The sequence below is a fragment of the Nocardia amikacinitolerans NBRC 108937 genome, from assembly GCF_001612615.1.
Taxonomy (GTDB): Bacteria; Actinomycetota; Actinomycetes; order Mycobacteriales; family Mycobacteriaceae; genus Nocardia; species Nocardia amikacinitolerans.
The window spans coordinates 162523-185490 of record NZ_BDAU01000021.1 but is presented as its reverse complement, the minus strand read 5'-3'; the positions used below and the strand labels follow the sequence as shown (position 1 = coordinate 185490).

Sequence of the window (22968 nt, the reverse complement as noted above, 5' to 3'; positions counted from 1 at the left end):
GATCAGTTAGCAACCATTTGACTACCGTCGATTTCGGGGGCTTGCGCTGCCGGGGTGCGCGCTCTGCTCGAGGGTGAGGTGGATGCGAGCTCAGCGCGAAAGCCAGAGGTGAGCAGCTCAGCCGAGGCCGGGCGCTCACTGGGCGGGCGTAGGTGAGTGGTCGGCCCGGGAGGCGACGCCGGGCGTGGGGCGATAAATCGGTTGCGAGGGTGGCTGGGGGTCTGGCAGGGTTTCGGGGAGTTGGCGGTTCGAGACGGAAGTGAGGAGGTGGAGATCGTGACGACGAACGTTCGGGTTGTCGTGCCCGTGTGCGCCGCGCTGACGCGCGCCGCCGCACCGCACTCCACCTCTGTTTCCTCTCGCTGAACCCCGGGGTCGGGTTCGGCGCCCGACGAATGGATTCTTCCCATCATGGTCGACTACGACCTGCTCGTTCCTTACGGCTGGACGGAAGCCGTAGCCAGTGAATACGCCGCGCTCATCGACGACGGGTGCGTGCCCGCGCGGGTGATCCGGATGGATCGCAGCGAATGCGATGTGGCGACGCCGGAAGGGTGGGCACGCGCGAAGTGCCCGCGCTCGGATGCCGAGCCGAGCGGCTTGTGCACCGGTGACTGGGTGAGCATCGACGCGCAACGCAACGTGCGCGCACTGCTGCCGCGCCGCTCCGCGATCGTGCGCTCCACGGCTTCGCGGCGGTCCGAGGGCCAGGTGCTCGCCGCCAATGTGGACACCGTGCTGGTCTGCACGGCCGCGGACGGCGATGTCGACCTCGGCCGGATCGAACGGATGCTCGCCCTGGCCTGGGAGAGCAACGCGCAACCGGTCGTCGTGCTCACCAAAGCCGATGCGGTCGAAGAGGTTCCGATCGACGCGGTGCAGGCCGTCGCACCCGGCGCGACGGTGCTCGCGGTCAGCGCGACCAGCGGATACGGCATCGATGTGCTCACCGCCGTGCTCGACGGCACGGTCGCGCTGATCGGCCCGTCCGGCGCGGGCAAGTCGACGCTGGCCAACGCGCTGCTCGGCGCGGAAGTCTTCGCCACCAACGCCGTTCGCGCGGTGGACAAGAAGGGCAGGCACACCACCGTGCACCGGGAGCTGCGCCCGCTGCCCAACGGCGGAACGCTGGTCGACACTCCCGGTCTGCGCGGCATCGGCCTGTGGGATGCCGCCGAAGGGATCGAGAAGACCTTCAGCGACATCGAAACCTTCGCCGCGCGATGCCGTTTCGGCGACTGCTCGCACGAGGGCGAACCCGGCTGCGCGGTGCGCGAGGCCATCGAGACCGGCGCGCTCACCCAGCGCCGGTTCGACAGCTATCGCAAGCTCGCCAAGGAGAACGCGTGGATGGAGGCCAGGGCCGACAAGCGGTTGCAGGCCGAACGCGAGCGCGCCTGGCGCGGCATCCGCAAGCAGCAGCGCCAGATGTACCGGGAACGCGGTTCTCGGCGCTGATCGAGTGGGCGAGACCCGCCGAGCCCACACGGTTGCTCGGCGGGTCACCCCTTCTCCGACTGGGGACGCGTCACCGCTCGGGCTACACCCCTATGCAACTGGTTGCATAGGGCGCTGCGATACGCTTAGCCTGCAAGACGTGGCGTCGCGGGCGCGTCTCGTCCGCGGCACGAACGACAGGAGCAGGTCATGACGGAACCGGGTTCGAAGCCGCTGGCGGGCAAGACGTTGATCATGTCGGGCGGCAGCCGCGGCATCGGTCTGGAGATCGCCAAGCGCGCCGCGGCCGACGGCGCCAACATCACGCTGATCGCGAAGACCGACCAGCCGCACCCCAAGCTCCCCGGCACGATCCACACCGCGGCGGCGGAGCTCGAGGAGGCGGGCGGGCAGGTGCTGCCGTTCGTCGGCGACGTGCGCATCGACGAGTCGGTGGCCGAAGCGGTGCGCCAGACCGTCGAACGCTTCGGCGGCATCGACATCGTGGTGAACAACGCCTCGGCGATCGACCTGTCCAACACCGACGCACTGTCGATGAAGAAGTACGACCTGATGCAGGACATCAACTGCCGAGGCAGCTTCCTGCTGTCCAAGCTGAGCCTGCCGTACCTGCGCGAGTCGGCCAAGGCCGGGCGCAACCCGCACATCCTGACCCTCTCCCCGCCGCTGAACCTGGACCCGAAGTGGGCGGGCGCCTCGCTCGGCTACACCATCGCCAAGTACGGCATGTCGCTCACCACCCTCGGCCTCGCCGAAGAGCTCAAGAACGACGGCATCGGCGTGAACTCGCTGTGGCCGCGCACCACCATCGCCACCGCCGCGGTCCGCAACCTGCTCGGTGGCGACCAGATGATCGCCACGTCCCGCACCCCCGACATCTACGCCGACTCCGCCTACCTGGTCCTCACCTCCCCCGCCGAGAAGACCACCGGCAACTTCTTCATCGACGACGAAGTCCTCGCCGCCCACGGCATCACCGATCTCGACAAGTACCGCGTCGTCCCCGGCGACGCCGAACTCACCACCGACCTCTTCCTGTAGAAGCCAGTCCGACCAAAGGTGACCTCCACCAGGCCCAACAGGCCCGAGGTCACCTTCAGTCGGAATACCCCGGTCGCCCACACGCGCCGACCAAAGGTGACCTTCAGCGGCCCCGGCGAGGTCGAGGTCACCTTCAGTCGGAAGACCCGGTGGGCCCATTCGCCGATCGAAGGTGGCTTTCAGCGGGTCGGGCGAGGTCGAGGTGACCTTCGGTCGGAATGTTCGGCCGGGCGACCGGTCGCCTATTGCCTGAAAGTCGCTGGCGGAGAAGTGTGGGATGTACCGGTGGCGCCACCGGGCGCTACCTCGTGCAGAAAGGGGGTGGATCGTGTTCGCACGTTCTACCACTATTCACGCGCAACCCACCGCTATAGAGGCCGGGATTGCGCACGTGCGCGACGAAGTAATGCCCGCTGTGGAAGGCATGCCGGGCTGTGTCGGGTTGTCGTTGCTCGTCGACCGGGGATCCGGCCGCTGCATCGTGACAACGGCATGGGAAACCGAGCAGGCGATGCGCGACAGCGCGGTCAAGGTGCGGCCGATCCGGGAACGCGCCGCCGAGGCGTTCCGCGGCAACGCCGAAGTCGAGGAGTGGGAGATCGCGGTGCTGCACCGCGACCATCGCTCGCGAGAGGGCGCGTGCGCACGCGCGGTCTGGGTCGAGGGCGACCCGAATCGAGCCGACGCGGCGATCGAGGGCTACAAGACCCGTGCGCTTCCCGGCATGGAAGAGCTCGAGGGATTCTGCAGCGCGAGCCTGATGGTCCACCGGCAATCCGGACGCGGCGTCTCCACCGTCACGTTCGACAGCGCCGACGCGATGGATCGCAACCGTGAGCAAGCCGCCCAAATTCGCGATACCAATACCCGGAACATGGGCCTCCGGGTCACCGACGTCGCCGAATTCGAGCTGGCGCTCGCGCACCTGCGCGTACCCGAATTGGTCTGACACCAGCGCGGCGCCGCCGGGAAGACGGCGCCGCGGTCCGGCTCAGTCGTTGATGCCGTAGAGGCGCTCCCAGTTGGCGCGGCTGGTGAGTTCCGGCATGGCGGCGCGGTAGCGCTCCTGCAGTTCGGGCAGCTCGCGGCGCAGGCGGCGCAGCACACGGAACGTCCGCAGCAGCAGCTGGCGGGCGCGGGCCTTGTCGCGCTGCCGCACCCGGACGCCGGACTGCGAGGCGTCGGTGACAACCACGTGATCGAACAGCGAGACGTGCCACCAGTACGCGTCCTCGCGGGTGACCCCGATCAGACCGTGCTGGGTGCGGCCGAACCACTGGTTGATCGCGCGCTTGACCAGCACCAGCGCTTCCCGGCTCGGTTCGCCGCTCGCCCTGCGCATCTGGATGTCGGCCGCGCGCACCGGCGGCGTCGCGGCCGGATGCTTGATCGTCTCGCCGTAGTCGGCCCGGCTGGTGCGGGCGGCGGCCAGCGCGGCGATACCGCCGTCGCGCAGGATCTTCGGGCCCTCGAGGAAGTCCTCGATGCCCTGCAACGTCGTGTGCACCAGTCCGTACTGCATGGCGACCAAGTGCTCGGCGATGTTGCGGAACAGCTGCTTGGTGATCTTCTTGCCGTCCAGGTCGGCGTGCATGGCTCCGACGATGAGCGAGTTGCGCGTGCTGAAGTAGCGCGCCCAGTCGTCGTAGTCCTTCCAGTAGAAGTCCGCGTGCCAGACCGCCGCGTTGGGCAGCGTGACGGTGACGAACCCGTGCTCGCGCGCCCGCACGCCGTACTCGACGTCGTCCCACTGGAAGAAGATCGGAATCGGCAGGCCGATCTTCGCGACCACCTCGGCCGGGATCAGGCAGGTCCACCAGGCGTTGTAGCCGGCGTCGACGCGGCGCTCCTGGTTCTTCTTCAGCATGCTGGTGTTGCGCAGCGCCTTGGGCACCTTCTGGCCGTGCCGCAGCTCGTGCAGGTGCACCTCTTCGGCGCCGACGTTGAGGTAGTCGGGGTTGAGCAGGAACAGCATCTGCGCGCCGACCAGGGTCGGTTCCACGGTCAGGTTGGCGAAGGCGTTGAGCCGCAGCACCGTTTCGGGCTCGCAGAGGATGTCGTCGTCCATCAGGATGACGTCCGCGTGCTCGTTGACCGCGGAGACCTCGTAGAGACCGCGCGTGAAACCGCCCGCGCCGCCGAGGTTCGGCTGCCGGATGTAGCGCAGCTTGTCGCCGAATACCGGCCGCACCTCCTGGTAGCGCGGCCGGTCCTGTACCAGGTCGGTGCCCTGGTCCACCACGTAGACCGCGTCGATGGCGCCGAGCACCGTGGGGTCGGAGGCCAGCGCGGCCACCGTCTCGGCGCAGTCGGCGGCGCGGTTGAACGTGCAGATGGCGATGGCCACCGGACGCACCCGCTCGGGCGCGTCGGCGGTCCAGGTCAGTTCGGAGATGCCGAGCTCGCCGCCGTCGGCGTCGAACTCCAGCCACACCGCGCCGCCGTCGACGTACTGATCGAGCGGCGCGGTCAGGGTGAGCGGGCCGCTCGCGTCGACCTTGGCGGTGCCGACGATCCTGCGGTGGCCCGCGATGTCCGAGGCGACCAGGCGGACCCTTGCCTTCTTCGCCACGTCGAGCACCATCGTGGCGCGCACCTCGGTGACGGTGGTCCAGCGCTGCCAGTAGCTGGCCGCGAACCGGCCGAAGTAGGTGTTGGTGTGGGCGGTGGCGCCCTTCTCCAGGTGCAGCGCCTGGCGTTCGCGCGCCGCGCGGCCCTTGACCACCGCGTAGAGTTCGTCGCTCACCTTGGCCGATGGACCGGTGAAGATGCCACGCTGCAGGACCATCCGGTCCGGCGCCCGATGATCGGCACGCAGCGAGGCGGGCGCGGCGGCGGGCGTAGCGTGATCGTTCGGTTCGGTAACGGCCTGGGTAGCCGACTGCTCCATGAAGTCCTCGAAATCCTCATTTTTTGCCGACGGGACAGACACGCCCCTGGATGCCGTGCGCGGCGGGAGCGAGGATATCAACCGACGTCGGAGCCCGCCCGTCCAGCAACCAGGGGTATCACACCCGTTATTGTTGCTGACTATTTGCTACTTTGCCGGTGAAGACGAATTTGTCGTACGCCCAATACCGGAAGACCACCGCGACGATCTGACCGACCAGCGTTCCCGAGATGTTGTCCGAGAGCGGGCTCGACAGGTCGAGAACGTAACGGGAGAACCCGAGGCAGCCCAGTTGCAGGCCGATCGCGACGACATTGAAGACGGCGTAGAGCAGGTACTCGCGCGCCGGATTGTCGGTCTGCTTGTCGCCGAAGGTCCACCACTTGTTGCCGAAGTAGGTCACCACCGTCGCCACCGCGATCGCGATGATCTTGGCGGGCAGCGGCGCGTGGTACAGCACGCCCTCGCCGCCCCAGAACACCAGCACGTTGTAGGTGCCCGCGTCGACGAGGAACCCGATCGCGCCGACCACGAGGAAGGCCGCGCCCTTGCGCAGCGCCGCGACCAGCTTCGTGATCAGCGACTCGCGCGCCGGGGCGGAAATCGGCTCGTCGGACACGGAGCGCTCGGGCGTCGACACGGGCTGCTCGGGGAAAGACACCGGGCGACGGTACCCCAGCACCCCGATGCCTCGGGTGCGCGCCGGAGGCCGCGAGCCATGTACCCTCCCCGTGTTCCCCATTCACGCCGACATCGAGGAATGACCCCGGGTGGACCCCACCGAGCTTCGTATTGCCGCCGTGGTCCCGTGCCACAACGAAGAGGCCTCGGTGGCCAAGGTTGTCGCCGACCTCCAAGCCGCCGTGCCGGGAATCGTCGTCTACGTCTACGACAACCTGAGCACCGACCGGACCGCCGAACTCGCCCGTCAGGCAGGCGCGATCGTCCGCCAGGAACACACCAAGGGCAAGGGCAACGTGGTGCGGCGCGCGTTCGCCGACATCGAGGCCGACGTCTACCTGATGATCGACGGCGACGACACCTACGAGGCGGCCGACGCCCCGCTGATGATCAAGACGCTGCTCGACGGCCCCTACGATCACGTGCTCGGCGTGCGCAAGCAGGACGCCTCCGGCACCGCGTACCGCGCGGGCCACGAGACCGGCAACCGGGTGCTCAACGGCGTGGTCGGAAAGGTGTTCGGCGAGAACGTCGAAGACATGCTCAGCGGTTTCCGCGTGTTCTCCCGCCGGTTCGTCAAGAGCTTCCCCGCGGTCTCCCGTGAGTTCGAGATCGAGACCGAGCTGACGGTGCACTCGCTGCACCTGCGGGTGCCGCAGACCGCCGTCCCGGTCGGTTTCCGCGATCGCCCAGCGGGCAGCGAATCCAAACTGCGCACCTACCACGACGGTTTCAAGATCCTCGCGCTGATCATCGGCTTGGCCAGGCACGAGCGGCCCGTCGCGTTCTACGGTCTGTTCGGCACGCTGAGCTGGCTGGTCTCGATCGTGCTGACCATCCCGATCGTCATCGAATTCACCAGGACGGGCGAGGTTCCGCGCTTCCCGACCCTTTTCCTCGGCTTCACGCTGCTGCTGCTCGGCAGCCTGGCCTGGACCGCAGGGTTGATCCTCGACGGCATCCGCAGGTCCCGCCACGAGGCGGCGCGCCTGGTCTACCTGCGCTATTCGGCGGTTGTCGCGGAGGACGACCCGTTCCGAAACGGCGGTGACGCGCCGGCCCGTGGAGACGCGCGGTGACGACCTCCGCCGATCGCGGCAGCACAGTGGGGGCCGACGCGCAGTCCAACGGGCACGAGGGGGACGCGAACGGGTCCGTGAAATCGGCCGACGGCACGAAGGTCGCGCCCGGCGGGGAAGAGTCCGCGGCAGCGCCCGGCACCGAACAGCCCGCGGCCTCGCGCGAAGAGGATGCGACGGACTCCACGCCGCACACGGAGGCGCCGAAGACGAAGCAGGGCGAGCGCGAAGAGGATTCGCCGTCTCCGCGCGCAGTCGGCACGCTGCGAAAGACCGGGCGCGCCATCGTCACTCGTTTCGGCGCGGCGACGGTCGCGTTCGCGGTGATCACCGCGCTGTTCGGCTCCCTGTTCGCCGTGCTCTCGCCGCCGTTCTGGGGCCACGACGAGATCACCCAGTTCGGCCGCGCGTATCAGGTCGCCTACGGCGGCTTCCTGCCGCAGAAGATCCAGGACGATCGCGGTATCGCCTACGGCGGCGATGTGCCGGCCAACGTCGACGCGCTGATGGGCTATGCGTTCGACGACTACCGGCAGAACCCGGAAGAGCCGGGCGCCATGGTGGCCGATCCCGGCGCGTACGACCGGTTGAAGAGCGCGCCGGTCGACTCGCCGATGAAGCCGGTCTGGTTCACCAACACCGCCGCCTACTCCCCCGTGCCGTATGTGCCCGCCGCCGTTGGCATTCGGGCCGCGGCGCTGTTCGACCTCGACGTGGGCGGCATGGTGACGCTGACCCGGCTCGCGGGCCTGCTCGCCTACCTGATCGTGGTCGGTTTCGGCCTGTACGCGCTGCGCGCGCACCGGGTGCAGTGGCTCGGATTCACCGTCGCGGTGCTGCCGATCGCGGTGTTCCAGGCGGGCACGGTCACGGCCGACACGCTCACCAACGCGCTGGCGATCATGGTGTCCGCGCTGCTGATCAAGGCGCTGTTCCTCGGCAACGGACTGAGCCGCACCGAGACCGTCGCCTTGCTCGGCGCGACGCTGCTGCTTCCGGTCAGCAAGCCGACCTACGTGCTGCTCGCCATGCTGGTGGTGCTCGTCCCGGTGGACCGCTTCGGATTCTTCGGCGGTGCGGCGGTTTCCGGATTCCATTGGCGTCGGATCGTGCCGTGGGCCTTCGCGGCCGCCGGCGCGCTGGCCTTCGCGGTCTGGATGAAGATCGCCGCGCCGACGGGCGACGGCATGAGCCTCATGCGGCCGCCGCACCAGTGGGGCACCGTCAAGCCCGGTGAACAGCTCGGCGAGATCCTCGGCGATCCACTGCATTTCCTGAGCGTCTTCGGCGACAGCATATCCTACCGCGACCAGCGCTGGTTCACCCAGTTCTTCGGTGAGCTCGGCTTCGCCTACATCGACGTGCCCGCCGTCGCGGTGCTCGCCTGCCTGCTCGCCTTCGCGGTGAGCGTCGGCATCGCGGACCGGATGAACCCGCGCACCGCCACTTTCGCGAGGACGTCGGTCGTCGCGCTGACGGTGGCGGCGAGCGTCGCGATGATCTACGTGACGCTGTACATGTCGTTCACGCCGGTCGGCTACTACATCATCGACGGCGTGCAGGGGCGCTACTTCGTCCCGCTGGCGCTGGTCGCGTTCGCGGCGCTGCTGCGCTGGATGCCGTTGCGGCTCACCGACGCTCGGGGGAAGACTCCGACGTCGGGACCGGCGGTCACGATCGTCATCGCGAGCTCGGTCGCGCTGATCGCCTCGGTCGCGAAGTACAGCACGATCGTCTGGGGCTGACCGGATTCCGATCGAAGGTGACATTCAGCCCGTCCGAACTGCTGAATGTCACCTCGATCAGCGGCCGGAGTGGACCGACCGAAAGTGGCCTCCGGTCGGATCCGGGCGATCGAAGGTGACATCCTGTCGAACCCGGCGACGAAGGTGACATCCGGTCGGATCGGCGATCGAGGGTGACATCCGGTCGGCCCAGTGACCGAAGGTGACATCCGGTCGGATCGGCGACCGAGGGTGACATCCGGTCGGCCCAGTGACCGAAGGTGACATCCGGTCGGATCGGCGACCGAGGGTGACATCCGGTCGGCCCAGTGACCGAAGGTGACATCCGGTCGGATCGGCGACCGAGGGTGACATCCGGTCGGCCCAGTGACCGAAGGTGATATTCGGTCGGATCGGCGACCGAAGGTGGCGTTCGGGGCTCAGCGGGCGTTGAGGGTTTGTTCGCCCGCGGCCGCGTAGGCCCGCTCGGTCGCGGCTTTGTCCGGGCGCCACCAGGATTCGTTGTCGCGGTACCACTGGATGGTCGCCGCCAAGCCGGCGCGGAAGTCGGCGTAGCGCGGGGTCCAGCCGAGTTCGGTGCGCAGCAGGGTGGCGTCGATCGCGTAGCGCTGGTCGTGGCCTGGACGGTCGGTGACGTGGTCGAAATCGTCGGGCTCGCGGTCGAACGCCTCCAGCAGCATCCGCACCACGGTCTTGTTGTCGAGTTCGCCGTTCGCGCCGATCAGATAGGTCTGCCCGATTCGGCCGCGTTCCAGGATGTCCCACACCGCACGGTTGTGGTCGTCGACGTGGATCCAGTCGCGGATCTGATGACCCGCTCCGTAGAGCCGGGGGCGCACGCCGTCGATCAGGTTGGTGATCTGGCGCGGAATGAACTTCTCCACGTGCTGGTACGGCCCGTAGTTGTTGCTGCAGTTGGAGAGAGTCGCGCGCACACCGAAGGAGCGCGTCCAGGCGCGGACCAGCAGATCGCTGGATGCCTTCGTCGCGGAGTACGGGCTCGACGGGTTGTACGGGGTGGACTCGGTGAAGGCGGGCTCGTCGGGCGTGAGATCGCCGTACACCTCGTCGGTGGACACGTGGTGATAGCGCACGTCGTGGCGGCGAACGGCTTGGAGCAGCGAGTAGGTGCCGACGATGTTGGTCTGCACGAAGGGCCACGGCTCGGTGAGCGAGTTGTCGTTGTGCGATTCGGCGGCGAAGTGGACCACCGCGTCGACCCCGCTGACCAGCTCGTCGACCAGGTCGAGATCGGCGATGTCGCCGTGCACGAATTCGATTCGGTCGGCCACCGGGTCCAGCGACGCCTTGTTGCCCGCGTAGGTCAGGGCGTCCAGCACGGTCACCCTCGTGCCGGGCCGCTCGGCCACGGTCTGATGGACGAAATTCGCACCGATGAATCCGGCGCCGCCGGTTACGAGCAATCGCACGCTACGACCTTACGTGGGCCCGCGCGCGACATCTATGGCGGCGGGCTATGAAAGGCCGCCAACAATCCGAACCCGACGAGTGTGACCTTCGTCTCTTTACGTTTCGCTAGGAGAATGACGACCGGTTTGCTTCGCCGCCGAAAACCCTGGTTCCGGGTGCACGTTTCCGGCACCGCACCAAGCCGTGAGGCCCAATGGTGAACAAAATTTGAATTAACGGTCACAACCGGTTCACCACGCGTTAGCTGCTCTAGATTTCGATCGTCTAGTCCCCTCCGAACGCTTCACATCGAGGTTCCAAACAAAATGCTGATGAGGAAATTCGCCGCCACCTCGGCGCTGCTGATCGCCGCGCTCGGCGTCACCGCCGGTGCGGTCAACGCGTCGCCCGCTCCGGCCGCCGACGCTCCGATCAACTTCACCGCCAAGTCCACCGACACCCAGTCGATCATCTCCCTCGACTCGGGCTCGCTCGTCGTCGAGGACAACGCACTGAAGGTCAAGGCCGCCGACGGCAGCGTGGTCGCGGGCACCCCGCTGACCTTCCGCGTCGACGAGTTCGAGTTCCCGATCGCCGCGGAGATCTCCGACCGCACCGCGACGCTGACCCCGCAGCTCGACCTCGACAAGGCCGTGTACAAGCCGGTCGCCCTGCCCTACGAGGACAAGGCGCCCTGGAAGAGCGAGTACGACCGCGAGCTCGCCGCCTTCAACCGCATGAAGGACACCATCGGCATGGGCGCCACCATCGGCACCCTGGTCGGCGGCCTGAGCGGCGCGGCCGTCGGCTGTGTCCTCGGCGGCATCGCGGGCGCGACCGTCGCGTCGGCCACCATCGTCGGCCTGTTCGGTCCGTTCATCCCGGCCGCGGCCATCGGCTGCATCGGCGGCATCCTGGCCGTCGGCGCCCTCGGCACCCTCGCGGGTCAGATCCTCGTCACCGCCCCGGTGGCGATCGGTGCCGCGATCCAGTACTTCACCACCATCAACCAGCCGTTCGTGCCCCCGGCCAAGTAATTCGAACGGCTTGTCACACAACTGAATTCGCGCGACTGAAGTCGCGAACAGAAAGCCCCGCCCGGCTCGGCCGCGCGGGGCTTTCGCGTGCCGGACGACGCTTGCTTTCACGCGCGGCCGTCACTATGGGGCGCACACTCTCCGCAACCCGGACGCGGCCGCGCCACCGCGCACTTGACCTCACCCAAGGTCAAGGTTTTAACGTCGAAGCCGAGCCGGGGACCGAACGGCTCTCAACAGGGAATTGTCGAAGCGGAACGCAACCGAGTGAACACAGTCTTAACATTGGCGATTCATATGGTTACCAATTGTTTGCTACTCCGCGCGCAATTCCCGGCACATCGCGAATAAGGGATACGGGACAAATGCTGATGAGGAAATTCGCCGCAACCGCCTGGCTGCTGGTCGCCGTCGTCGCGACCACCGCCGGCACCGCCGCCGCGGACACCGAGGTGCCGGGCTTCACGGCGAACACCACCGGCACCACCGCGCCAGGCCACAGCGACGCGCTCGGCTCCACGCCTAACACCGCTGACTCCGCCGCGCCAGGCAACACCAACGCGCTGGGCTTCACAGCGAACACCGCTGACTCCGCCGCGCCAGGCAACACCAACGCGCTGGGCTTCACGGCCAACACCGCTGACTCCGCCGCGCCAGGCAACACCAACGCGCTGGGCTTCACAGCGAACAGCGCTGACTCCGCCGCGCCAGGCAACACCAACGCGCTCGGCTTCACGGCCAACACCGCCGAAACCGCCGCGCCAGGCAACACCCACACGCTCGGCTCCACAGCCAACACCGCCGAAACCGCCGCGCCAGGCAACACCCACACGCTCGGCTCCACAGCCAACACCGCCGAAACCGCCGCGCCAGGCAACACCAACGCGCTCGGCTCCACAGCGAACACCGCTGACACGGCCACGACCGGCACAGTCGGCTTCACCGCGAGCACCACCGGCCACACCGCCGTGCTCGGCATCGACACCGGCGCGCTCGTGATCGCCGACGACGTCCTCGAGATCCGAGCCGACGACGGCACCGTCCTCGCGGGAACGCCGCTGAAGTTCCGCGTCGACGAGTTCGAGTTCCCCATCGCCGCGGAGATCTCCGGCCGCACCGCCACCCTCACCCCGCAGCTCGCCCTCGACAAAGCCAGCTACCGGCCCGTCGCCCTCCCGTTCGAGGACAAGGCGCCGTGGAAGAGCGAATACGAGCGCGAGCAGGCCGCGTGGTCGCGGATGGCAAGCACCATCGGCTTGGGCGTGAGCATGGGCGCGCTGCTCGGCGGACTCGGCGGCGCGGCCGTCGGCTGCGTCCTCGGCGGCATCGTCGGCGCGACCGTGGCGGCGGCCACCATCGCCGGACTGTTCGGGCCGTTCCTGCCAGCGGCCGCCGTCGGGTGCCTCGGCGGGGTCGCCGCGATCGGCCCGCTTGGCGCGGTCGCCGGTCAGCTGTTCGTGACGGCGCCCATCGCCATCGCGGCGGTCGCCCAGTACTTCACCACGATCAACGCGCCGTTCCCGGCGAAGTGACCCGGTCCCCGCAGGAAGCGGCGGGCGCCGATGGTCGCGTACCCGCCGGTCAGCGCGACCAGCGCGGCGGCGACCCCGCGGTGGATGTCGCCGCGCACCACGTGCGCCGTTCCGCTGGCGGTGTCGAGGATGTCGACCATGAGCGCGAGGCGCTGCCAGCGCGGCCGATCGGCGGGCGCGGCGGTCAGGTAACCGAGGCCGAGCGCGAGCGCGCGGGCGCCGAAGATCCTGGTCATGTAGCCGAGTTCGGGAGTCGGGCGGGTCAGCGCCAAGCGCGCCGCCGTGCGCGGCGCGGCCAACGCGGTCGCACCGAGCGCGATGCGACCGTAGGCGAGCGCCGAAAGAGCCCGGTCGAGTGTCGTCGGGGTCGTCTCTGTAGCCACCATGGCCTCAGCCTGCCGAAACCCGACACCGGAGTCGATTACGTGCGAGGTAATGCGACAGCATCCCGCCCCGGGCGCGGGCCCGGGGCGGGACAAGACTCGTCCGGCCGACCGTGATCAGGCCGTCCGAGCCTGCTCCAACTGCTCGAACCTGGTGCGCGCGAAACGCGCGACCCGGCCGAGCGCCGCCCTGGATTCGGGCAGATTCGGTGCGATGCTCATGAACGCGTGCACCTGTCCGCGCCACAGCTCCACCGCGTGCGGCACGCCCGCCGCGGTGAGCCGCTGCGCCATCAGCTCGCAGTCGTAGCGCAGCACCTCGTCCTCGGCGGCGACCATCAGCACCGGAGGCAGGCCGGCGAGCGCGCCGTTCACCGGCGAGAGCAGCGGATCGAGCGCGCCGTCGATCTCCGCGCCGAGTTTCACGACGGCTTCCAGCGCCGACAGCGGGATGTACGGATCGCGCGCGACGTTGACGTACTCACGCTTGGCGGCGTAGTCCAGGTCCAGCAGCGGGCTCAGCCCGATCAACCCGGCAGGCACCGGAAGTCCGGCCTGTACCGCGCGCAGCGCGGTCGCGAAGGTCAGGTACCCGCCCGCCGAATCACCGGCGAAGACGATCCGGCCCGGATCGGCGCCGTGCCGCAGCAGCCAGCGGTAGGCGGTGAGGCAGTCCTCGACCGACTCGCCGATGCTGCCGACCGGCAGCTGGCGATAGTCGACATTGACCACCGGGAGACCGATGCGCCTTGCCAGGCTGGCCGCGACCGGCCGGTGCGTCTCCAGCCCGCACACCGCGAAGCCGCCGCCGTGCATGTACAGCACCGCGCCGTGGCGCAGCGCCCGCGCCGCGCCGGACGGGCGCACGATCTCCATCCGGAAACCGCCGAGGGTGACCTGCTCGCGTTCGATGCCGCGCGGGGCGGGGCGCAACCGGGCCAGCCCGTCGATGGCGAACGCGCCGACCGGAATGGTGGCCCTGGTGATCGGGGCCATCCGCAACATCGGTCGCACCACACCGCGGCAGGTCGCGAGCAGCAGCCGCGCCGCGGCGCTCGGGCCGTCCGGATTCATCACGATGGCGGAGCCGTCGACCGTGGTCGCTGTCATAGCGCACCTACCTCATCCTGGCGCGCCGACGACCACACGGAACCGAGCCCAATTCGGACGAGGCCACCGGCGAGAGTCAGCGCTGACATCTCACACATTCGCTTTTCAGAACACCACGCGAAAGTGATCTATGCAACATCAATCGCCCGCCACGCCGGGCGGCGAAACGTTCGTGATGAATTCGTGCACGAGTCGGAACCTCCCCGAATCCGGGAGCGGTCGAACTGGCAGACTCCAGGGCATGCGCGGAATCATCTTGGCGGGCGGCACCGGGTCGAGGCTGCACCCCATCACGCGCGGGGTGAGCAAGCAGCTGGTCCCGGTCTACGACAAACCGATGGTCTACTACCCGCTGTCCACGCTGATGCTCGCGGGCATCAAGGACATCCTGGTGATCACCACGCCAGAGGACGCCGAGGCGTTCGCCAGGCTGCTCGGCGACGGTTCTCAGTTCGGCATATCGATCAGCTATGTCGTGCAGCCCGAACCGGACGGTCTCGCGCGCGCCTTCGTGCTCGGCGCGGACCACATCGGCGGCGAGTGCGCGGCGCTCGTGCTCGGCGACAACATCTTCCACGGCCCCGGCCTCGGCACCAGCCTGAACCGGTTCGCCGGTATCGACGGCGGCGCGGTGTTCGCCTACTGGGTCTCGGACCCGACGGCCTACGGCGTCGTCGAGTTCACCGAGGGCAGAGCGGTGTCGATCGAGGAGAAGCCGAAGGTCCCTCGATCCAACTACGCCATCCCCGGGCTGTACTTCTACGACAACGACGTGGTGGAGATCGCCCGCGGCCTTCGGCCTTCGGCGCGCGGCGAATACGAGATCACCGACATCAACCGCGCCTACCTGGAAGAGGACCGGCTGCGCGTCGACGTGCTCGCCCGCGGCACCGCCTGGCTGGACACCGGCACCTTCGACTCGTTGCTCGACGCCGCCAACTACGTGCGCACCATCGAGGAACGGCAGGGACTCAAGATCGGCGTGCCCGAGGAAGTCGCCTGGCGGATGGGGTACATCGACGACGAGCAGTTGCGCGCCCGCGCCGAGCCGCTCGTCCGTTCCGGCTACGGCGCCTACCTGCTCGATCTGCTGGAACGCGGACGGGATTGGTGAGCATGGAGATTCGCGAGCTCGCGGTGCCCGGCGCCTGGGTGATCACGCCGCGGCGGTTCGAGGACGAACGCGGCACCTTCGTCGAATCGTTCAAGGCCTCCGAGTTCGAGAAGGCGACGGGACGTCCATTCGAGCTGCACCAGGTGAACTGCTCGGTCTCGGCGGCGGGCGTGCTGCGCGGCATCCACTACACCGAAGACCCGCCCGGCCAGGCCAAATACGTGACCTGCGTGCGCGGCGCGTTCCTGGACGTTGTCGTCGATCTGCGGCCGGGCTCGCCGACCTACGGTCGCTGGGACAGCGTCCTGCTCGACGACGTGGACCGGCGCTCGGTCTTCCTGTCCGAGGGGCTCGGGCACGCCATCCTCTCGCTGGAGGACGAGTCCACGGTCACCTACCTGTGCTCCATCGAATACACCCCCGAATTCGACAGGGACCTGGACGCTTTCGATCCGCGGCTGGCCATCGAATGGCCGAAGGTCGGCCGCGACGGCACCCCGCTGACCTACCTGCGCTCGCCCAAGGACGCCGCCGCGCCGCCGTTCTCCTGAATCCCCATAGCCGGAAGCCACGTCCGGCGGCAGTGCGCCGCCGGACGTGGCTTCCGATTTTTCGTCGGCCGCTGCGGATCAGCCGACGAGCTCGAGTTCCGGTTCGGCGGCAGCCTGGGGCTTCTTGCCGCGCTTCGGAACGAAGGCCAGCAGGGCGACCAGTGCGCCCACGATGGCGACGCCCGCCGCGAATTCCAAACCGGGACGGTAGGTGTCGAGCATGTCCGCAGGCGCGGTGCTGTGCCCGCCGGAAGAGATGATCGCGGTGGTCACCGCGAGCACGATGGCCGCGCCGACCTGCATCGACGTCTGCAACACACCGGCGGCCAGACCCTGCTCGTCGTCATCGATGCCGTTGGTGGCCTGGATGTTGATGGCGGGGAAGCCGATCCAGCCGATGCCGATCAGCAGCACCGCGGGCAGGATCACCGTCAGGTAGGACGGGTCGGTGTTCAGCCGCAGGAACAGCAGGTAGCCGATGGCCATCACGACCATGGTCACGGCGATGATCGGGCCGGTGCCGAAGCGGTCGACCAGCTTGTCGGAGAACACCGCCGAGAGCGCCACGAGCAAACCGACCGGCAGCAGGGCCATGGCCAGCTTCAGCGGCGACCAGCCGAGGGTGTCCTGCATGTACATGGTCACGATGAACTGCCAGCTGAAGTACGAACCCGCGACCGCGACGATGGCGAGGCTGGCGCGCACCAGCGACGACTTGCGCAGGATGCCGAGGCGGACCAGCGGGTGCGCGACCCGCCGCTCGACGGCGAGGAAAGCCGCGAACAACGCGATCACCGCGACGAAGGAAACGATGGTGCGCGCCGAACCCCAACCCACCTCGGGCGCGGTGACCACCGTGTAGACCAGCAGCAGCATGGCGGCGGTGGAGAACACGGCGCCGAGGATGTCGTGGCCGCCCTCTTCCGCGGGCTTGTCCTTGGGCACCAGCACCCACGCCGCGGCCAAGGCGGCCACCGCGATCGGCACCGGGAGCAGGAAGGTCCAGCGCCAGCCGACGCCGGTCATCAGTCCGCCGAACAGCAGGCCGGAGGAGTAGCCGCCCGCGCCGAACACGGTGTAGATGGACAGCGCCTTGTTGCGGGCCGGGCCCTCGGCGAAGTTGGTGGTGATGATCGACAGACCGGTCGGCGCGGTGAACGCGGCGGCGAGGCCCTTGATGAATCGGGTCAGGATCAGCAGCGGACCGGAGCTGACCAGGGCGCCCGCGAGCGAGGCGAGGGCGAAGACCGCCAGTGCGATGAGGAAGACCTTGCGCCGCCCGAGCAGGTCGGCGGTGCGTCCGCCGAGCAGCAGCAGGCCGCCGTAACCGAGCACGTAGCCGCTCACCAGCCACTGCAGGGTCGAGGTGGACAGATCGAGTTCGGCGCCGATGGACGGCAGCGCGACACCGATCATCGAGACGTCGAGACCGTCGAGGAACAACACGATGCAGAGAGTGATCAGCATGCCCCAGAGCCGTGCGGACCATCTGGTCGGATCGGTCGCCGTCGCGGCGGCCGAGAGCGTTGCCGGTGAAGTCATGCGGAGGACATTACATGCACACGCATTAAATGCCAACACATTAAATGTCGTTGCATGGACTAGCGGCGACCACTAAGATGGGGCCATGTCGAAGCCGACCACAGACACCGCTCGGCGCAACGTCGCGCCCACCGAGCTGGTTGGCGAATGGCGCGAACTGCTCGATCGGCACGCCGCAGTCAGCTGTGCTTTGGAGAAAGCCCTGCAGGGCAAGCACAAGATGGGCCTCAGCGAGTTCGAGACGCTGGACCGGCTGGTCGACGCCGCCTGCGGCAAGTACCGAATGAGCGATCTGGCCAACGACATCTATCTGAGCCAGAGCGCGCTCTCCCGCGCGGTGGCGCGACTGGAACGCGACGGGCTCGTCGAGCGCAGCATGTGCTCCGACGACCGCCGCGCGATCTTCGTCTGCATGACCGAGAAGGGGAAGCAGGCCTACGACGAGGCGCTGCCGACCCATCGCGACGTGCTCGGTCGCACCTGGCGGTAGCGGCGAAACGGACGCCGGACAGCAGCGCGGCCCGAGTGGAATCAGGCGATAGCGGCGCGGGCGTCGTCGAGCACTTGGCGCGCGTCGACCGCGACCGACTTGATGTCGGCGAAAGCCTTCCGGTACCGGTCGATTTCGTTGTCTTTGTCCAGGTAGACCGGGCCGGTGAAGGCCTCGACGTACACAACCGGCGGCTCGGGCGCCTCACCCATGCGTCCCTCGGGGAATTCGAGCATCACGAACCGGCCGGACTCCATCCCGGCGTGATACCCGGACTCCGGCGGCACGGTCTTGATCCGCACGTTCGGCAGGTCGCACATGCGCCGCAGATGTTCGAGCTGACCCGCCGTCACCTCTGCGGCACCGACGCGCCGCCACAGCACCGCCTCGCTGATCACCGCCTCCAGCTGCACCGGCGATTCGCCGCGGGTCACCAAAGCCTGCCTGGCCATGCGCAACTGGACCCGGCGCTCGATCTCGGCGGGCGTGGCGTCCGGCCGCGCCGCGCTCAGCAGCGCCCTCGCGTACTCCTCGGTCTGCAAAAGCCCTGGCACCAGCTCGTTCTCGTAAGTGGACAGCTGGCGCGCCGCCTCCTCGAGACCGATGTAGATCTCGAAGCCTTCGCCGAGCACGTCGCTGTAGGCGGTCCACCAGCCCCTGGCCTTGGTCTCCTTGGCCAGCGCGGTGAGCGGGCCGACGAGATCGCCGGGGGCGCCGTAGATCTTGCACATCGCCTCGACGTCCAGGCTGCGCAGGGAGGTCTGGCCGGTCTCGATCCGCCAGATCTTGGCCTCCGACCACTCCAGCTGCTGCGCGGCCATCCTGGTGGTCATCCTGGCTCGGTTACGCAGGTCGCGCAGGTGTCGGCCGAGTTGCCGACGTGGCATGGTCGATCCGGTCGTTGCCTGCGGTAAAGCCATGCTTTCCCCCTCGCGCCATGCGCCGACGAGACACGGCGAAACCTCCCGTGTCACCCGAAATCGACGCTCCCTACCCAGTGCCCGGAGCCTTCCCGGACGCTCGAACAGCATTGTTTCACAGCAAAACTGACATTTTGCAGGATTGCTGTCACAGGCAGGTCGATGTCGCAAGAGAGACAATCAGGTTCGGCAGGGTCACTACGTGGCAACTCTGCCTGGTTGCCTACTTGCGCGAACCCCGCTTGCGGAAGCGCCAGAACTGCACCGCGCGCACGTCCTCGGAGAGCTGGTTCACCGGCTCGGCGACATCCGAAAGCGCTTGGAACAGATCGTCGGCCAGCTCGCTGATGTGCTCCACCCGGGTCGCCAACCGCGAAGCGTTGACCAGGAACTCCAGCACCAGGCGCACGGCGGCGGCGATCGAGAGGCCGAGGGGCACCGCGACCAGGCCTGCGAGCACGCCGAGCACCGCCGAGATCTGCCACATCCACACGGTGATCGCGATCGGCAGCGCCACGGCGAAGATCAGGCCGAGCATGTAGGCCAGCGGCAGCAGCGTGGTGGTCGCGGTGCGGTGGAACTGCACATCGATCAGGGCGCGCGCGGTCTCCACGCTCCACTGCCGGAAGGCGCGCGGGCTGCGGAACGGCTCGGCGGGCTCCTCGTCGCGCTCCTGCGCCCGGAAGCGCCTTGCGGCCGACTCTTTCCAAGCGATCCAACGAGATTCGGTCTCGTACTCCGCGGGATCGAGCTCCACGGGAGTGGTCGGTTCGTCGGTCATGTCGCGCATCTTCCCCGTATTCCGCTCCCCGAACCAGTCCCAAGGAACCTCACAGCCCGGACTCGGCTGCGGCACAGCGGGGTCGCCGAAAGTTGGCCCCGTGGCAGCGAGCAGAACAACCCGACCGAACCTCCGCCGAATGAGACCTAGTCCACAGTTCAAGAAACTTTGCCGAATCGCGTAACGCCGGGGGCACCGCCCCTCGATACGAACCATGAACGCAGGACCCAGATCTATCGGGGAATGGAGAAAACAGTGCGCACCTCGTTTCCGACTTCCGTCTCCGCGGCCGACATGGACGCCGCGGCGCAGGACTACATCCAGCGCGGGTGGACGGTCGCCGAAACGGCCAACGGGATCTGCCTGATCACCGATGACGAGATTTCCGGCATCGAGGTCAGCGGCGAGCTGGCCGGTGCGGTCCGCCGCTTCCTGCGCGCCAACAACCTGTCCGGGCCGGTGATCGAGTTCCCCGGCGCCGACCGTCGCGAGATCCACCTCGTCACCGGCGTCCGCAAGGCCGCCATGGCGCTCGAGGCGCTGCGCGAGGCGGGCGCCATCGTGTACACCGACGGCGCGGGCATCCCGCTGCCGCCGAGCAAGCTCTCGGCCGGTTCGGCTTGCTGGGGCGTCGCCCCGCACGAGGCCCGCTGGGTGCCTCCGGTGGTCGCGATCAGCGCCGCGGTCCGTTCGGCGGGCATCCGCCGCCGGGCCCAGCTGACCAGCGTCGCCTGCTGACCCGCTCCCCGAGGTAGGGGACGGCCCGCACTACCGACCCTGTACGACCGGCATCCGCCCGACGGATGCCGGTCGTCCTCATTTCCACCGCCACTCGCGGCTATGCGACATTCACCAAGAATGTCGCAAATTAGCCTTCCCTTCCGTACGGCCGCCGGGTCAAGATGGGGTATGGCCCCGATCACAGAGCTCTCCCGCAACCTGTTGCGCACCTGCCCGCTGTGCGAAGCGGTGTGCGGGCTGGAGATCACCCTCGACCGCGACGATCACGTCACCTCGATCCGCGGCGACAAGCAGGACCCCTTCAGCAAAGGCTTCATCTGTCCCAAAGGCGCCAGCCTCGGACACCTCGACGAGGACCCGGACCGCGTCACCGAACCGCTGATCCGCGACCGGGCGACCGGCGTGCGGCGCACCGCGACCTGGGACGAGGCATTCGACTACATCGCCGAGCGTTTTCCGCCGATCGTCGCGGAGCACGGGAACCAGGCGGCCGCACTCTATTTGGGCAACCCGAACGCGCACACCGTGGCCGGCGCGCTGTACCTGCCCGTCCTGATCCGCGCGCTCGGCACCAAGAATCTGTTCTCCGCGAGCACCGCCGATCAGATGCCCAAGCAGGTGGCCAGCGGACTGATGTTCGGTGACCCGCTCACTGTGCCGGTTCCGGACCTGGACCGCACCGACTATCTGCTGATGCTCGGGGCCAATCCGCTGGAATCCAACGGATCGCTGTGCACCGCGCCCGATTTCCCCGGTCGGCTGAAGGCGCTGCGCCGCAGGGGCGGAAAGTTCGTCGTGGTGGATCCGCGGCTGACGCGCACCGCGAAGCTGGCCGACGAGCACCTCTTCGTCCGGCCGGGTACCGACGCGTACCTGTTGTTCGGCATCGTGCACACGCTCTTCGCCGAGGGACTGACCGACGTGCGGGTCGAGGTAGCGGGCCTGGACGAAGTGCGCGAGGCCGCCGCCGATTTCACGCCGGACGTCGTCGCGGAGCGCACGGGGGTGTCCGCCGAGACCGTCGTCCGCATCGCCCGCGAGCTGGCCGCCGCCCCGACCGCGGCGGTCTACGCCAGGATCGGCACCTGCACGGCCGAATTCGGCACCCTCACCCAGTGGCTCGTCGACGTGCTCAACGTGCTCACCGGCAATCTGGACGCCCCGGGCGGCGCCATGTTCGCGACCGCCGCGGCGGGCGGCATCACCCGCACCAAGCCGTTCCGCACCGGGCGCTGGGCCAGCCGGGTACGCGGGCTGCCCGAATCGATGGGCGAACTTCCGGTGGCCACGCTCGCCGACGAGATCCGCACGCCGGGCGAGGGGCAGGTGCGCGCCATGGTGACGGTCGCGGGCAATCCGGTGCTCTCCGCGCCGAGCGGCGCGCGGCTGGACGAGGCGTTCGCCGGGCTGGAGTTCATGGTGAGCGTGGACCGCTACGTCAACGAGACGACGAAGCACGCCGATGTCATCCTGCCGCCGCCGCGTCCGCTCCAGTCACCGCACTACGATTTCGCGCTGCTCCAATTCGCCGTGCGCAACTACGCGCGCTACTCGCGCCCGCTTGTTCCACTCGGCGACCGTCCGTCGGAGGGCGGGGTGCTCGCCCGGCTCGGCGCCGCGCTCACCGGCAGGCCGCACAACGGCACCGGCGATCAGGATCCGCTGACCATGGTGGACGAACTGGTCATCGCGGGCATGCTGCACAAAGCGGGCATTCCGGAGCGTCGGCCCGAATTGCACGGGGAGACAAGCACCGAGCAGCGCCTCGATCTGATGCTGCGGCTCGGACCCTACGGCGAGTGGAACGGCGGCACGCTGAATCTGCGCGTGCTGCTGGACAATCCGCACGGCGTCGATCTCGGGCCGCTGCGCCCTCGGCTGCCGGAGGCGCTGCGCACCGCTTCGAAGCGGGTGGAGCTCGCGCCGGCGCCGCTGCTCGCGGACGTGGCGCGGCTGCGCGCCAAACTGGCCGAGGAGGCACCGGATTTCGTGCTGATCGGGCGGCGGCACCTGCGCTCCAACAACAGCTGGATGCACAATGTCGCGAGCCTGGTGAGCGGTACCAACCGGTGCACCTTGCAGATTCACCCCGACGACGTGAGCAGGCTCGGACTCGGCGATCAAGCCGTGGTGAAGTCCGCGGCGGGGACGTTGACCGTGCCGCTCGAGCCGACCGAGGCGATCATGCCCGGCGTGGTGAGCCTGCCGCACGGTTGGGGCCACGACGGCAGCACGCAGACGGTGGCCAAGGCCAACGCCGGGGTGAATGCCAATGCGCTGACCGATGATTCGGTGGTGGACGTGCCCTCGGGGAACGCGGTGTTCAACGGCGTGCCGGTGACGCTGACGCCCGCGTGAAATCGCCCGCCGCCGCCGGTGGTGCCGACCGATCGGAAACAATTCCGGTCGGTCGGAATGCGGCAAACTTGTGGAAAGCCTTGCGCTAACTCCGTATTCAGTGCA

At 68.3% G+C, this 22968-nt stretch carries 19 protein-coding genes and 1 pseudogene; 12 read left to right on the top strand and 8 right to left on the bottom strand.

Translation table 11 applies throughout. The annotated features are described in order from the left end of the window. Positions 1 to 411: 411 nt before the first annotated feature. The 3 genes from rsgA (at position 412) to NAM01S_RS17935 (ending at position 3448) form a co-directional block, all read left to right on the top strand. Positions 412 to 1458, top strand: a complete 1047-nt coding sequence (rsgA, locus tag NAM01S_RS17945; protein WP_067786676.1) for a ribosome small subunit-dependent GTPase A — start codon at positions 412 to 414, stop codon at positions 1456 to 1458. Between the two features lie 189 nt (positions 1459 to 1647). Then, entirely contained in the window at positions 1648 to 2499 is an 852-nt protein-coding gene (locus NAM01S_RS17940) for an SDR family oxidoreductase (protein ID WP_067786674.1), read from the top strand. Positions 2500 to 2827: 328 nt separating this feature from the next. Then, positions 2828 to 3448 (top strand): antibiotic biosynthesis monooxygenase, encoded by a 621-nt coding sequence (locus NAM01S_RS17935; protein ID WP_067786672.1) that lies wholly within the window; start codon positions 2828 to 2830, stop codon positions 3446 to 3448. A gap of 42 nt (positions 3449 to 3490) precedes the next feature. On the opposite strand, the gene NAM01S_RS17930 is transcribed toward NAM01S_RS17935, so the two are convergent. Both NAM01S_RS17930 and NAM01S_RS17925 read right to left on the bottom strand, forming a co-directional pair. Next, complete coding sequence (locus NAM01S_RS17930; protein ID WP_067786669.1) at positions 3491 to 5389, bottom strand: glycosyltransferase; 1899 nt, start codon at positions 5387 to 5389, stop codon at positions 3491 to 3493. A gap of 127 nt (positions 5390 to 5516) precedes the next feature. Next, on the bottom strand, positions 5517 to 6050 hold the full coding sequence (locus NAM01S_RS17925; protein ID WP_253798903.1) for a GtrA family protein: 534 nt from the start codon (positions 6048 to 6050) through the stop codon (positions 5517 to 5519). Between the two features lie 109 nt (positions 6051 to 6159). Between NAM01S_RS17925 and NAM01S_RS17920 the strand changes: the two genes are divergently transcribed. Beyond that, the gene (locus NAM01S_RS17920; protein WP_067786667.1) at positions 6160 to 7149 is read left to right on the top strand and encodes a glycosyltransferase; all 990 of its coding nucleotides are present in this window, start codon (positions 6160 to 6162) and stop codon (positions 7147 to 7149) included. Beyond that, a complete protein-coding gene (locus NAM01S_RS17915) occupies positions 7146 to 8894 on the top strand; it encodes a DUF2142 domain-containing protein (protein ID WP_067786665.1) in 1749 nt (582 codons plus the stop codon). The genes NAM01S_RS17920 and NAM01S_RS17915 overlap by 4 nt, the downstream gene beginning before the upstream one ends. A gap of 419 nt (positions 8895 to 9313) precedes the next feature. On the opposite strand, the gene rfbB is transcribed toward NAM01S_RS17915, so the two are convergent. Beyond that, a complete protein-coding gene (gene rfbB / locus NAM01S_RS17910) occupies positions 9314 to 10324 on the bottom strand; it encodes a dTDP-glucose 4,6-dehydratase (RefSeq protein ID WP_067786663.1) in 1011 nt (336 codons plus the stop codon). A 306-nt stretch (positions 10325 to 10630) separates the two neighbouring features. Here rfbB and NAM01S_RS17905 point away from each other — a divergent pair, with 306 nt between their 5' ends. Next, on the top strand, positions 10631 to 11341 hold the full coding sequence (locus tag NAM01S_RS17905; protein ID WP_067786661.1) for a DUF8020 domain-containing protein: 711 nt from the start codon (positions 10631 to 10633) through the stop codon (positions 11339 to 11341). A gap of 884 nt (positions 11342 to 12225) precedes the next feature. Beyond that, a pseudogene (locus NAM01S_RS17900) lies at positions 12226 to 12873 on the top strand (DUF8020 domain-containing protein); the annotation flags it as partial. On the opposite strand, the gene NAM01S_RS17895 reads toward NAM01S_RS17900, so the two are convergent. Beyond that, positions 12789 to 13259 (bottom strand): hypothetical protein, encoded by a 471-nt coding sequence (locus NAM01S_RS17895; RefSeq protein ID WP_067786660.1) that lies wholly within the window; start codon positions 13257 to 13259, stop codon positions 12789 to 12791. The pseudogene NAM01S_RS17900 and the gene NAM01S_RS17895 overlap by 85 nt on opposite strands. A 114-nt stretch (positions 13260 to 13373) precedes the next feature. Beyond that, complete coding sequence (locus NAM01S_RS17890; protein ID WP_067786658.1) at positions 13374 to 14366, bottom strand: alpha/beta hydrolase; 993 nt, start codon at positions 14364 to 14366, stop codon at positions 13374 to 13376. Positions 14367 to 14607: 241 nt separating this feature from the next. On the opposite strand from NAM01S_RS17890, the gene rfbA reads away from it, so the two are divergent. Together rfbA and NAM01S_RS17880 are read left to right on the top strand one after the other, a co-directional pair. Beyond that, positions 14608 to 15480 carry a glucose-1-phosphate thymidylyltransferase RfbA gene (gene rfbA, locus NAM01S_RS17885; RefSeq protein ID WP_067786656.1) on the top strand — a complete coding sequence of 291 codons (873 nt, stop codon included), beginning with the start codon at positions 14608 to 14610 and terminating at the stop codon, positions 15478 to 15480. A 2-nt stretch (positions 15481 to 15482) separates the two neighbouring features. Continuing rightward, on the top strand, positions 15483 to 16031 hold the full coding sequence (locus NAM01S_RS17880; protein WP_067786654.1) for a dTDP-4-dehydrorhamnose 3,5-epimerase family protein: 549 nt from the start codon (positions 15483 to 15485) through the stop codon (positions 16029 to 16031). A gap of 78 nt (positions 16032 to 16109) precedes the next feature. On the opposite strand, the gene NAM01S_RS17875 is transcribed toward NAM01S_RS17880, so the two are convergent. After that, the gene (locus tag NAM01S_RS17875; RefSeq protein ID WP_067786652.1) at positions 16110 to 17573 is read right to left on the bottom strand and encodes an MFS transporter; all 1464 of its coding nucleotides are present in this window, start codon (positions 17571 to 17573) and stop codon (positions 16110 to 16112) included. An 85-nt stretch (positions 17574 to 17658) separates the two neighbouring features. On the opposite strand from NAM01S_RS17875, the gene NAM01S_RS17870 reads away from it, so the two are divergent. Continuing rightward, complete coding sequence (locus NAM01S_RS17870; protein ID WP_067786649.1) at positions 17659 to 18063, top strand: MarR family winged helix-turn-helix transcriptional regulator; 405 nt, start codon at positions 17659 to 17661, stop codon at positions 18061 to 18063. Between the two features lie 41 nt (positions 18064 to 18104). Here NAM01S_RS17870 and NAM01S_RS17865 read toward each other — a convergent pair whose 3' ends face one another. Then, positions 18105 to 18950, bottom strand: coding sequence for a helix-turn-helix domain-containing protein (locus tag NAM01S_RS17865; protein WP_255284317.1), 846 nt, complete (start codon positions 18948 to 18950; stop codon positions 18105 to 18107). Positions 18951 to 19206: 256 nt separating this feature from the next. Beyond that, positions 19207 to 19764: a DUF4282 domain-containing protein gene (locus NAM01S_RS17860; protein WP_067786724.1), complete on the bottom strand. Its 558-nt coding sequence runs from the start codon at positions 19762 to 19764 to the stop codon at positions 19207 to 19209. A 255-nt stretch (positions 19765 to 20019) separates the two neighbouring features. Here NAM01S_RS17860 and NAM01S_RS17855 point away from each other — a divergent pair, with 255 nt between their 5' ends. Both NAM01S_RS17855 and NAM01S_RS17850 read left to right on the top strand, forming a co-directional pair. Further along, positions 20020 to 20502 carry a hypothetical protein gene (locus tag NAM01S_RS17855; RefSeq protein WP_067786722.1) on the top strand — a complete coding sequence of 161 codons (483 nt, stop codon included), beginning with the start codon at positions 20020 to 20022 and terminating at the stop codon, positions 20500 to 20502. Between the two features lie 171 nt (positions 20503 to 20673). Beyond that, the gene (locus NAM01S_RS17850) at positions 20674 to 22863 is read left to right on the top strand and encodes a molybdopterin oxidoreductase family protein (protein WP_067786645.1); all 2190 of its coding nucleotides are present in this window, start codon (positions 20674 to 20676) and stop codon (positions 22861 to 22863) included. Positions 22864 to 22968 lie beyond the last annotated feature (105 nt).